This window comes from Sphingomonas sp. 1185, assembly GCF_040544655.1.
Classification (GTDB): domain Bacteria; phylum Pseudomonadota; class Alphaproteobacteria; order Sphingomonadales; family Sphingomonadaceae; genus Sphingomonas.
This window is the reverse complement of the sequence record NZ_JBEPKL010000017.1, coordinates 1-12,032: the sequence shown is the minus strand read 5'-3', so window position 1 is coordinate 12,032 and position 12,032 is coordinate 1. Positions and strand designations below refer to the sequence as shown.

Here is a 12,032-nt window from a genome sequence, read left to right as displayed (position 1 = left end):
CCCGGCCGGGGGCGCGACCGGGTGCCGTCGCGGCGGATCAGGACGCGTGGGGATCGTACCGTCGCGCACCCGCGCCCATCGCGGCCTGGATGCCCGTGACCAGCGCATCTACCGTGAAGGGCTTGGTCAGCAGCTGCATCCCCGGCGCCAGATGCCCGCTGTTCAGCACCGCGCTCTCCGCATAGCCGGTGATGAACATGATATTCAGATCGGGGCGGATTTCCCGTCCCGCCTCGGCCATCTGGCGCCCGTTCATGCCGCCGGGCAGCCCGACATCGGTGACGAGCAGGTCGATCCGCCGGTCCGAGCGCAGCAGGGCCAGCCCGGCGGCGCTGTCGCCCGCCTCGATCACCCGATAGCCCATGTCGCGCAGCACATCGGCGATCATCAGCCGCACGGTCGCCTCGTCATCGACGATCAGCACCGTCTCGCCCGCGCCGCTTGCACTTTCGCGCGCGGCGGCGGGGCCGGACTGCTCCGTCTCGACCAGCCCGTCATGGCGCGGCAGATAGAGGTGGACGGTCGTCCCCTCGCCCGGCGTCGACTGGATGCGGACCTGGCCGCCCGACTGTTGGGCGAAACCATAGATCATGCTCAGCCCCAGCCCGGTCCCCTGCCCCAGCGGCTTGGTGGTGAAGAAGGGGTCGAACGCCTTTTCGATGACGTCGGGGGTCATGCCGGTCCCGGTATCGGTGACGCACAGCACCAGATAATCGCCCTCGGGTATGTCGCCGAAGCGCGCATTGTCATCGGCGAGGTGCCGGTTGACCATCTCGATCGTGATCCGCCCGCCCTCGGGCATGGCGTCGCGCGCGTTGATGCACAGGTTCAGCAGCGCATTCTCGAGCTGCGGCGCATCGACCAGCACGGTCCACAGATCGTCCGCGCCGCGCGTCTCCAGCGTGATGGCCGGGCCGACCGTGCGCTGGATCAGGTCGGTCATGCCGCCGACCAGCGCGGCGATATCGGTCGCGCGCGGGGCGAGCGTCTGGCGCCGCGAAAAGGCGAGCAGCCGGTGGGTCAGCGCCGCCGCCCGTCGCGCCGCGCCCTGCGCCGCGTCCATGTAACGGTCGACATCGGCGATGCGCCCCTGCGATAGCCGCAACGCCATCAGTTCCAGCGAGCCCGAGATACCGGCGAGCAGATTGTTGAAATCATGCGCCAGCCCGCCGGTCAGCTGTCCCACCGCCTCCATCTTCTGCGACTGGCGCAGCGCCTCCTCGGCGCGCATCAGCTCGGCGGTGCGGTCGGCCACGCGCTGTTCGAGCTGGTCGGTCAGCGCGCGCAGCTCGGCGATTGCGCAGTCGCGTTCCGCCTCCAGCGCCCGGCGACTGCCGACATCGATCAGCACGCCGGGGAAATGCAGCGGCGTGCCGTCGGGCGCATGATCGACCCGCCCGTTCGCCTCCAGCCAGTGATAATGGCCGTCGCGGCGGCGCACGCGATATTGATGCGCATAGGCGCCGCCCCGCGTGATCGCCTCGTCGATCGCCTCGGCCAGCCCCGCGCGGTCGTCCGGGTGGACCGTCTCCACCACCTGCGCCAGGCTCAACCCGTCATGGCCGAGCGCGGGGTCCAATCCGAAGGTGCGCGCGAACGGCTCGTCCACGGTGAAACGGTCGGTCGGCAGGTCCCAGAACCAGGTGCCGATGATCGCCCCGGCCTCCAGCGCCAGCTGCACCCGCTCAGCATTCTGGCGGGCGCGGGCCTCGCTCTCGCGTAGCTGGTGTTCGACGCGGATCCGCTGGGTGATGTCGAAGCTGACCCCCGGAAAGCGGACGCAGCGCCCCGTCGCGTCGGGAATGCAGCGGCCTTGCGCCGACACCCAATGGACCGTGCCATCGGCCTCGACCAGCCGATATTCGGAGACGAAGCGCCCCTCCCGGCCGATGCCGGTCTCCGCCATCGCGGCGCCGACCTCGGCCTGGACGCGCTCCCGATCGTCGGGGTGGATGCCCTGGAAGAACTCGGCGATCGGCATGCCCCGCTCGGCCGCCACCGGATCGACCCCATACATCGCCGCGAAGCGCGCATCGGAGCGGACCGAGTCGTTGCACACGTCCCAGTCCCACAGGCCGACATGCGCGCCCGAACTCAGCGCCAGGTCCAGCCGCTCGTCCGCCTCGCGCTGCCGCCGTTCGGCCAGCACCCGCGCGGTCGTCTCGCCCGTGACGCAGACCATGCCCGCGATCCCGCCGTCATCGTCGAAGACCGGCGAATAGGAAAAGGTCCAGTAGCTTTCCTCGGGCCGCCCCTCGCGCGCCAGGTCGAGCCGCATGTCGGTGACCTGCGCGACCCCGCCCGACAGCGCCTTGTCGACCAGCGGCGAGATGTCGTCCCAGATGCTGCCCCACAGGATGCGGAACGGCATGCCCATCGCCGTCGCCGCACGATAGCCCAGGATCGGACGATAGGCGTCGTTGTAGAAGGAGATCAGGTCCGGCCCCCAGACCAGATACATCGGCACCGGACAAGCGAGCATCGTCGCCAGCTGGCATCGCAGCGCGACCGGCCATGTGCCCGGCGCGCCGAGCGACGTCGCGCCCCAGTCGAAGGCGGTGATCTCGTCCACCACCTGGCCCGACAGGCCGCGTAGGAATTCCAAAGATGATTGCGCCATCATGCCATTGTCTAACGATGCGTCGCCGGGTGCCATAATACGGTATAGAAGCAACAGTCTTCAGAAATCGTTAGCCTTTTCCCCATGACCCGTCGTCAGGCGGCCCGGTCGCGCGTCAAAGTCGATCTGTCCGGGTGACAGGCCGGACCGGGGCGGTTAGGCCGGTCGGGTGACGGCGATCCGAAGCCTGCTCGCGCAACGCCATGGGGCCGTGCTGCTGTGCGCGGCGGCGTTGCTGCTCAGGCTGATCGTGCCGACCGGCTATATGATCGGCGATGTCGGGGGGCATATGGCGATCACCCTGTGTCCGGGCAGCGCCACTCCGCCCGCCCAGGCCGCCCAGGCCGCCCCGCCGATGACGCATGGCCACGGGCATGGCCTGTCCGCCGCGACCGCCCCCGCCCATGGTTCGCACGACCATCGTGGGCGCGAGCATGGGGCCGACCTGCCCTGCGCCTTTTCGGGACTATCCACGGCCGGGCTGGCGGCGGTCGATCCGGTCCTGCTGGCCGCGTTCATCGCCTTCGTCATGGCGACGGGGCTGGTCGCGCCAGCCCTATCGCGCCCGGCCGCGCCGCTTTATCTCCGCCCGCCGCTTCGGGGACCGCCCGCACAAAGCTGACCGCGTTTCGTCGGGTGTCGCATGCACGCGATGCCCCTTTCCGATCCTCGCCCCGTTATCGGCCATGCCGATACGGGCCGGTCGAAAGCGCCTTCATGCTGATATCGTCCCCGCAGCCGGACCGGTTCCCGTCCGGCGCCCCCTCCGCGTACCCCGCATCCCACGCCGCCTTTCACCGCACCATCTGGCGATGGCATTTCTGGGCGGGATTGCTGGTCGCGCCCGTCCTGCTGATGCTCAGCGCGACGGGCGCCATCTATCTGTTCAACGGCGCGCTGAACGACGCGCTCTACCCCGGACTGCGGTTCGTCGCGCCGCATCGCGGCGATGTCCCGATGTCGCGGATGATCGCGGCGGCGCTGGCGGCGCATCCCGGCTCCGCCTCGCGGGTCGACATGCCCGACACCGCCGATCGCGCCGCGGTCGTATTCGTGACGCCCGACCATGGCGAGCCGCTGCGCGTCGCGGTCGATCCCGGCACGGGGCGCGTGCTGGGCAGCGTGGTCTATGACCGCACCCTGGTCGGCTGGGCCGACGCCATGCACCGGTCGATGCTGATGGGCGTGGCGGGCGAGCGGCTGGTCGAGCTGGCGGTCAGCTGGGCGCTGGTCCTGCTGGTGACGGGAATGATCCTGTGGTGGCCGCGCGGGGGCTGGCGCGCGGCGGGCACGCTCTATCCGCGCCTGTCGGGGCGGGGACGGCGTTTCTGGCGCGATCTCCATGCGCCGCTGGGCCTGTGGAGCGTGGCGCTGATCGGCTTCCTGATCGTCACCGGCCTGCCCTGGGCGGGGATCAGCGGCCCGTTGCTCCACCGGGTCGGCGCGGCGGCGGGGATCGGCTATCCGCCCTCCTTCCGCCAGTACAATATCCCCCGGAGCGTCCCGATGAAGGCGGCGCTGGGCGAGGCGCCCTGGACGCTGGAGGATGCGCCGATGCCGCAGTCGGGGATGGCCGCCATGTCGGGCGACCATGCCGATCACAGCCCCGCCACCCCCGGCACGACGCGCGATCCGGCGGTGATCCGGGGGACCGACCGGGTGACGGCGATTCTGGCTGCTCATGGCTGGTCGGGCAGCTATCGCCTGTTCCTGCCCAAGGGGCCGCGCGGCGTCTATACCGTCTTCACCTATCCCGGCCGGCCGGAGGGACAGAAGACGCTCTATATCGACCGGTACACGTTCCGCCCGATCGGGCCGGAGGTCCGCTATGCCCAATATGGCATTGTCGGCCGTGCGGTGGAGTCAGGAGTCCAGCTTCACATGGGCCAGTATTTCGGGCTGGCGAACCAGTTGCTGATGCTGATCCCGTGCCTCGCCATCTGGGGGCTGACGATCAGCGGGGTCGCGATGTGGTGGAAGCGGCGTCCGGCGGGACGGCTGGGCGCGCCGCCGCGACTGTCGGGCGCGCGGATTCGCGGGCTGGTCGTCGCTTTGGTCGTCGCGGGCGTCGTCCTGCCGCTGTTCGGCCTGTCGTTGCTGGTCGTCGCGCTGCTGGACCGCATCGCGGTGGCGATGCGGCGGGGAATGGCGCGGGCGTAAATTCGCGGGTCCGCTGAACGGCGGGGGCGCCTGCTCGTTGTCGCTGCGATCACATGAGTTTCGGAGAGACGATGATGAACGCCACCCGCTCCACCGGATTGTCGCCGCTGATCGCGGGCGGCGCGACGGCCGCCGTGCTGGGGCTGAGCGCGCTGGTCGGGCGGCGCAACGCCCCCGACCGGTCGCATCCGGGCATCCGCCGCTGGTATGCCCGGCTCGACAAGCCCGGCTTCACCCCGCCCGACAAGCTGTTCGGCGCGGTCTGGCCGGTGCTGGAGACGCTGGCGGGGGTGGGCGGCTATCGCCTGCTGCGCGCGCCCGCCTCGCCGCGTCGCAATGCGGCGGTGGCGCTGTGGCTGGGCAACAGCGCGATGATCGGCGGCTGGACCGAGCTGTTCTTCCGGGCCCGCCGCCCCGGTCCCAGCGCGGTCGCGGCAGGGGCGATGACCCTGGGCACCGCCACGCTGGCCGCCACCGCGTGGAAGATCGACCGCCCGGCCGCCGCCAGCGTGCTGCCGCTGGCCGCCTGGCTGGGCTTCGCCACCGTACTGGCAAGCGAGGTCGCGCGTCGCAACCCGCCGGAAAAATGACGCTTCGATGAAGATTACATGAACCGTTTCGCGACCGAAGCGTTCGGGGGGCATGCGGGGGACTAGCATCATCGGAACGATTGCGGCGGCCAGCCTGCTGGCCGGATGCAATGCGCATCAGTCGACCCTGGCCCCGTTCGGCGCGGATGCGGTCGATATTCGCCATCTTTTCATCATCATGCTGGTCGGCGCGGTAGCGATCGCGGCGGCGGTCGCGCTGTTGATGCGCCATGCCGTCCGCGCGCCCGAGGGGGCGATCAGCCATCGTGGCGGGATGCGGATCGTGCTGTGGCTGGGCGGGATCATCCCGACGATCGTCCTGCTCGGGCTGCTCGCCTATTCGCTTCCCTATATGCGCCCGCGCCCGGTCGCGCCCGCCGACCTGCAGATCGCGGTCGATGGCGAGCAATTCTGGTGGCGCGTCACCTATCGCCCCGCCGCCGGGACCCCGGTCGAGGGCGCCAACGAGATCCGCATCCCCACCGGCCGCACCGTCGCCTTCCGCCTCAGCGCGGGCGATGTGGTGCACAGCTTCTGGATTCCGGGGCTGGCGGGCAAGATGGACATGATCCCCGGCCGCACCAACACGCTGGTCGTCCGTGCCGACAAGCCTGGCCGCTATCGCGGGCAATGCGCCGAGTTTTGCGGCCTGTCCCACGCGCTGATGGCGTTCGACGTCATCGCCATGCCCCCCGGCGCGTTCGACGCCTGGCTGGCCGGACAGCGCCGCCCGGCGGTGGCAAGCGATGGCGAGGGTGCGCGGCTATTCGCCGCCAATGGCTGTGGCGGCTGCCACACCATCGCGGGGGTGACCGCGCGGACGCGGATCGGCCCCGACCTCACCCATTTCGGATCGCGCCGGACGCTGGCGGCGGGAATCCTGCCGATGACGCCCGCCAATGTCGCAGGCTTCATCCGCCACCCCGAAAAGACCAAGCCGGGCGTGCGTATGCCGTCCTTCCCGCAACTGTCGCAGGATCAGGCCATGGCCCTCACCCGCTATCTGCAAGGCCTGAAATGAGTCTCCACGCCCAGGACGATCCCGCCCTCCGCGCCGCGCAGGAGGAGAGGCTTCGCGCGGTATGGAAGCCGCCGAGCGGCCTGTTCCTGCGCTGGACCGACACCAACAACAACCGCGTCGGCGTCTGGTACACGCTGACCGCCTTCGGCTTCATGCTGTTCGCCGGGGTGCTGGCGCTTATCATGCGCACCCAGCTGGCGGTGCCCGACAACGACCTCGTGTCGGCGAACACCTTCAACCAGCTGTTCACGCTGCACGGCTCGGTGATGATGTTCCTGTTCGCCGTGCCGATGTTCGAGGCGGTGTCGATCATCCTGCTGCCCCAGCTGCTCGGCGCGCGCGACCTGCCCTTTCCGCGCCTGTCGGCCTTTGGCTATTGGAGCTTCCTGATCGGCGGCGTGTTCGTCTCCGGCTCGATCTTCTTCAACGCCGCCCCCGATGGCGGCTGGTTCATGTATCCGCCGCTGACCACCCGCACCGACCTGTCGGGGCTGGGCGCGGACATCTGGATGCTGGGCCTGTCCTTCATCGAGGTGTCATCGGTCGCCGCCGCGGTCGAGCTGATCGTCGGCGTGCTGAAATGCCGCCCGCCGGGGATGCGGTTGAACCTGATGCCGCTTTATGCCTGGTACATCCTGGTCGTGGCGGTGATGATCCTGTTCGCCTTTCCGCCGCTGATCGCGGGCGACCTGTTGTTCGAGATGGAGCGGCTGCTGAACTGGCCCTTCTTCGATGCGGCGCGCGGGGGCGATCCGCTGCTGTGGCAGCACCTGTTCTGGATCTTCGGCCATCCGGAAGTCTATATCGTCTTCCTGCCCTCCATCGCGCTGTTCGCGATGATGATCCCGACCTTCGCGCAGCGGCATCTGCTCGGCTATCCGTGGATCGTGCTGGCCGCGGTTGGCACCGCCTTCCTGTCGTTCGGCCTGTGGGTCCACCACATGTTCGCGACCGGCCTGCCCAAGATCAGCCTGGCCTTCTTCTCCGCCGCGTCCGAGGCGGTCGCCATCCCGACCGGCGTGCAGATCTTCGCGTTCATCGCCACGCTATGGGCGGGCAAGGTCAAATGGTCGACGCCACTCCTCTATGCGAGCGGCAGCCTCGCCATCTTCGTCATCGGCGGGCTGACCGGGGTGATGGTCGCGGTCGCGCCGTTCGACTGGCAGGCGCACGACACCTATTTCGTCGTCGCCCACCTGCATTATGTGCTGATCGGTGGCACGCTGCTGCCGCTGTTCGGCGGGCTTTATTATTACTGGCCGCTGATCACCGGCAAGAAACTGTCCGACCGGCTGGGCCGGACCGCCTTCTGGATCATGTTCGTCGGGGTCAATCTGACCTTCTTCCCGATGCACCTGTCGGGGCTGGAGGGGATGCCGCGCCGCGTCTTCACCTATCCGGCCGAACTCAATATCGGCTGGCTCAACCTCGCCTCGACGGCGGGCTCCTATCTGTTCGCGACGGGCGTCCTCGTGCTGGTCATTGACCTTGCTCTGTCGCCGACCCGCGCCAAGGCGCCGCGCAATCCGTGGAATGCGGGCACGCTGGAATGGCTGGCGCATCCGGATGACGAGGATTGGGGCATCCGTTCGGTCCCGCTGATCGAGAGCCGCTATCCGATCTGGGACCAGAAGGATTTCGTCGCCAAGGTCGATGAGGGCCGCTTCTTCCTGCCCGATGCCGAGGAAGGCCGCCGCGAGACGATCATCACCTCGGTCCTCGACGCCAAGCCCGTCTCGGTGATCCGGCTGGGCACGCCCAGTGTCAAGCCGATGGCGACCGCCGTGGCGCTGGGCGCGGTGTTCATTCTGACCACCTATCACCTCTATTGGCTGGCCGCGCTGTTCGGGGTGGTGACGCTGGCGGCGATCGTCTGGTGGCTGTGGGATACCGCCGAAATTCCCGAAAAGCCCGAAAAGCCGATCGGTCACGGCATGCGCATGCCGCTCTATATCTCGGGGCCCGCCGCGCCGGGATGGTGGGCGATGTTCATCACGATGATGGCGGATGCGACCGCCTTTTCGGGCCTCGTCTTCGGCTATTATTTCTACTGGACGATCCATCCCGATTTCGGCGCCGGGTTCGACGGACCGGGGGTCGGCGGGCCGATGCTGGCGCTGGGACTATCGCTGGGCAGCTGGGTGGCGACGCTGGCGGCGCGCGAGGTCCATGCGCGGGGCGGCGTCGCGGGCGCGCGCATGCTTCTGCTGGTCGGCGCGAGCGCGGCGGGGGCCAGCCTGTTCGCCGGACTCGCCAGCCTGAACGGGCTCGACCCCGAGGCCAATGTCTATCCGGCGATCGTCTGGGTGCTGGTCGTCTGGACCGTCGTCCACGCCGCCGTCATGGTCGTCATGCAACTCTACACGCTGGCGCGCAGCCTGGCGGGCCGGATGACCCCCATCCATGACGCCGACATCCGCAACATCACCGTCTATGCGCATTTCTTCGCGCTGACCGCGATCGTCACCTATCTGACGGTCGGGCTGTTTCCGGAGACGGGGCTGTGAGGCGCTGGCTGAAGCGCGCGCATCGGCTGCGCGTCACGCTATGGACGCTGATCGTGCCGCCGACCGTCTGGGCGGTGCATTTCCTGCTCTCCTATCTCTGGGCGGCCGTCTCCTGCGCCAAGATCGGCGAATGGGCGCTGTTCCCCACCGTCTTCGCCATCGCCACGGCGGTCGCACTGGTGATCATCGTCGCCTCGGGGCTGATCGCGTGGCAGCAGTCGCGCACGCCGGGCGATCCCCCGCCGCACAATGAGGGGACCGATATCGACCGGCTGCGCTTCCTGGCCTATTCGACGCTGCTATTGGCCGGGTTGAGCTTCATCGCGGTCGTCTTCACCGCGTTGCCGGTCCTCATGCTGGGGGATTGCCGGTGAGGCGCGGCATGCTGATCGCGGGCCTCGCGCTGCTGCCGCTGGGCTGGATGCTCAGCCCGCTGGGCATGACCGGGCATATGGCCGCGCACATGATCGCGGTGGCGATCGCCGCGCCGCTCGTCGCGCTGGGGTTTCAGGGCCATGCGCTCGACCCCGCCGAGCGCTGGCCGCGTCTCGCCAGCCCGATGGTCGCCGCACTGGTCGAGGCGGTCGTGGTCTGGGGCTGGCATGTGCCCGCACTCCGGCGGCTGGCCGACCACCAGCCGGTCTGGCTGGTGGTCGAGCAGGCGAGTTTCCTGATCGCGGGCCTCTGGCTCTGGTCCGCCGTGCTGGCGCCGCGTCACCGCGCGAGCGGGGTGGCCGCGCTGCTCGTCACCTCGATGCACATGACCCTGCTCGGCGCGCTGATCGGGCTCGCCCCGCGCCCGCTCTATAGTCATCACGGCGCGGGCGCGCTGGAGGATCAGCAGCTGGCGGGCGTCATCATGCTGCTGGTCGGCGGCATCGCCTATCTGTGCGGAGGTCTCGCGATGCTCGGCCGCTTGCTTCAGGTCCGGCAGGAGGCGCACGCATGACGATCCGCATCACCTGGAAACGCGTCGTCGCGACGCTGATCGGCCTGTTCGCGCTGGGCATGGCCTTTGCCTGGTCGGGGGTCATGAACCTGGCCGCGTCGAGCGGACACTGGGCGATCACCGACTGGTTCCTGCACTGGGCGATGCGCAACTCGGTGCGCACCCATGCGGCCTTCTCCTCGCCCAAGGACCCCGCCGACGCCAGCGGGCTGGTCAGCGCGGCGGGGCATTTCGCCAATGCCTGCGCGGTCTGCCACGGCGCGCCGGGCCAGAAGCCCGCCCCCGTGATGCAGACGGCCACCCCGCCCGCCCCCGATCTGGCGGTCAATGCGCGCGAATGGACCGACAGGCAGCTGTTCTGGATCCTGCAGCACGGCGTCAAATATACCGGCATGCCCGCCTGGGCGGTGCAGGACCGGCCGGACGAGGTGCGGCGGATGGTCGCCTTTGTCCGCCGCCTGCCCGACATGACCCCGGCCCAGTATCGGGCGCTGGTCGCCGAAGCGTCGCCGGCGGTCGATCCGGACAATTGCGCCGGCTGCCACGGCACCGACGGTCGCGGGCGCGGGAGCCCCGACATTCCGATCCTGGCCGGACAGAACCCCGCCTATCTCCTCGCCGCGCTTCAGGGCTATGCGAACGGCACCCGGTCGAGCGCGGTGATGCAGCAGGTCGCGATGCGGATGGACCCCATCGCGATGCAGACCGCCGCGCGCCGTTTCGCCGCCATGCCGGGGCTTGGCGGGCGTCCTTCCGGCAACGCGGCGGCGGCGCGGATCGTGACGCAGGGCCTGCCCGAGCGCCAATTGCCCGCCTGTGCCAGCTGCCACGCGCCCGGCAAGCCCTATCCGGTGATCGCCGGACAACGCGCGAGCTATATCGCCGCGCGGCTCCGCCACTGGCAGGGCGACAAGAATGTCGTCGATGCGCGCAAGAGTCATGCGACCATGCCCGTTATCGCGCGACGCATCCCCAAGGAGATGATCGACCCGCTGGCCCGCTATCTGGCTGGCGAAGGCGAGCCCCGCTGACCGGGGCGGCTCAGCCCATCGCAGCCCAGGACGGCTCCTCGGGGACCGTGCCGGGCGGCAGGCACCGGAAGCCGGGTCGCGCGAACAGATAGCCCTGCATGTAGCGGACGCCCAGGCGGCGCAGCGTGTCATATTCGCCGAGCGTCTCGACCCCCTCGGCCATGACGGCCATGCCCATCTTGTCGGCGATGCGGATGACCCCTTCCACGATCATGCGGCGCGGCATCGCCTCGTCGATCCCGCGGATCAGCGCCATGTCGAGCTTGATATAATCGGCCCTGACCTGCCCCAGCAGCGTCAGCCCGGCCTGCCCCGCGCCGAAATCGTCGATCGCGGTGCCGAAGCCCATATGCGAATAGGTGTCGAGGATCGTCTTCAACGCCGCACCGTCGCCCGGATCGGCGCGCTCCGAAAATTCGAAGATCAACCGCTCGGGGGGCAGGTTCAGCCGCCGCGCGGTTTCCAGCGTGGGCTCCAGACAGGCGATCGGGCAATAGACCGTGGCGGGCAGGAAGTTGATCGCCAGCCGCGCATCGCCGTCGAGCAGCCCGGCGGCCACCGCCCCCTCGATCGCGGTCACCCGGCATTGCTGGTCGAAGGCATAGAGCGTGTCCGGCGTCACCCTGGCGAGAATGCTCGCCGCGCTTTCCCCCTTGATGCCCCGGACCAGCGCCTCATAGGCCATGGGTCGGCCGGTCGAGACGTCCATGATCGGCTGAAACGCCATGGCCATGGGAAAGACGGCATATTCGGTGTGAGAGCGGCGATACCCCGGCTGCATGGCAATCTCCTTCGCCCGAAAGCATAGGGCAAAGCCACTAAATCGCCGTTAATTGTCGCAGCCTTGCCGATATAGCCATGCGAGCGGCTGGAATATTCATAATGTTCGGGAGGAATCATCGACTTCCGTCGGCATCATCTTATGATGCGGCGATATTTTCTGTTCTCTGGATAGGGATGGCAGGGAAATTACCCTCTTCGGATGACGGCCCCGGCGTGGAGCGCCTTCGCAAGTGTCCGGTTCGTGGCGACGCCCCACCCCAACCCCTCCCCTGAAGGGGGGGACTGTTTACATTGGCCGCATTGTGGATTCTTGTCCGTTCCTGTGATTTGAGACGGGGGGATGGAATGCGTTGCCCAAGGTGTGATGGGAC

General features: G+C 68.8%; 10 protein-coding genes. 8 read left to right on the top strand and 2 right to left on the bottom strand.

Going from position 1 to position 12,032, the window contains the following annotated elements; translation table 11 throughout:
• Positions 1 to 37: 37 nt before the first annotated feature.
• Positions 38 to 2,605: a PAS domain-containing hybrid sensor histidine kinase/response regulator gene (locus ABIC44_RS12350; protein WP_354295736.1), complete on the bottom strand. Its 2,568-nt coding sequence runs from the start codon at positions 2,603 to 2,605 to the stop codon at positions 38 to 40.
• A 184-nt stretch (positions 2,606 to 2,789) separates the two neighbouring features.
• On the opposite strand from ABIC44_RS12350, the gene ABIC44_RS12345 reads away from it, so the two are divergent.
• The 8 genes from ABIC44_RS12345 to ABIC44_RS12310 all read left to right on the top strand — a co-directional run bounded on the left by ABIC44_RS12345 (position 2,790) and on the right by ABIC44_RS12310 (position 10,878).
• Positions 2,790 to 3,242 (top strand): hypothetical protein, encoded by a 453-nt coding sequence (locus ABIC44_RS12345; protein ID WP_354295735.1) that lies wholly within the window; start codon positions 2,790 to 2,792, stop codon positions 3,240 to 3,242.
• 95 nt (positions 3,243 to 3,337) lie between these two features.
• Positions 3,338 to 4,780, top strand: a complete 1,443-nt coding sequence (locus ABIC44_RS12340; protein ID WP_354295733.1) for a PepSY-associated TM helix domain-containing protein — start codon at positions 3,338 to 3,340, stop codon at positions 4,778 to 4,780.
• A gap of 71 nt (positions 4,781 to 4,851) precedes the next feature.
• On the top strand, positions 4,852 to 5,370 hold the full coding sequence (locus tag ABIC44_RS12335; RefSeq protein WP_354295731.1) for a TspO/MBR family protein: 519 nt from the start codon (positions 4,852 to 4,854) through the stop codon (positions 5,368 to 5,370).
• A 52-nt stretch (positions 5,371 to 5,422) separates the two neighbouring features.
• Positions 5,423 to 6,391, top strand: a complete 969-nt coding sequence (gene coxB / locus ABIC44_RS12330) for a cytochrome c oxidase subunit II (RefSeq protein WP_354295729.1) — start codon at positions 5,423 to 5,425, stop codon at positions 6,389 to 6,391.
• A complete protein-coding gene (gene ctaD, locus ABIC44_RS12325; RefSeq protein ID WP_354295727.1) occupies positions 6,388 to 8,898 on the top strand; it encodes a cytochrome c oxidase subunit I in 2,511 nt (836 codons plus the stop codon). The genes coxB and ctaD overlap by 4 nt, the downstream gene beginning before the upstream one ends.
• On the top strand, positions 8,895 to 9,272 hold the full coding sequence (locus ABIC44_RS12320) for a hypothetical protein (RefSeq protein ID WP_307100101.1): 378 nt from the start codon (positions 8,895 to 8,897) through the stop codon (positions 9,270 to 9,272). Before ctaD ends, ABIC44_RS12320 begins: the two co-directional genes overlap by 4 nt.
• Positions 9,269 to 9,847, top strand: coding sequence for a cytochrome c oxidase assembly protein (locus ABIC44_RS12315; RefSeq protein WP_354295725.1), 579 nt, complete (start codon positions 9,269 to 9,271; stop codon positions 9,845 to 9,847). The genes ABIC44_RS12320 and ABIC44_RS12315 overlap by 4 nt, the downstream gene beginning before the upstream one ends.
• Entirely contained in the window at positions 9,844 to 10,878 is a 1,035-nt protein-coding gene (locus ABIC44_RS12310) for a c-type cytochrome (RefSeq protein WP_354295723.1), read from the top strand. The genes ABIC44_RS12315 and ABIC44_RS12310 overlap by 4 nt, the downstream gene beginning before the upstream one ends.
• Positions 10,879 to 10,888: 10 nt before the next feature.
• On the opposite strand, the gene ABIC44_RS12305 is transcribed toward ABIC44_RS12310, so the two are convergent.
• Positions 10,889 to 11,659, bottom strand: coding sequence for an EAL domain-containing protein (locus tag ABIC44_RS12305; protein ID WP_354295721.1), 771 nt, complete (start codon positions 11,657 to 11,659; stop codon positions 10,889 to 10,891).
• Between the last annotated feature and the right edge of the window lie 373 nt (positions 11,660 to 12,032).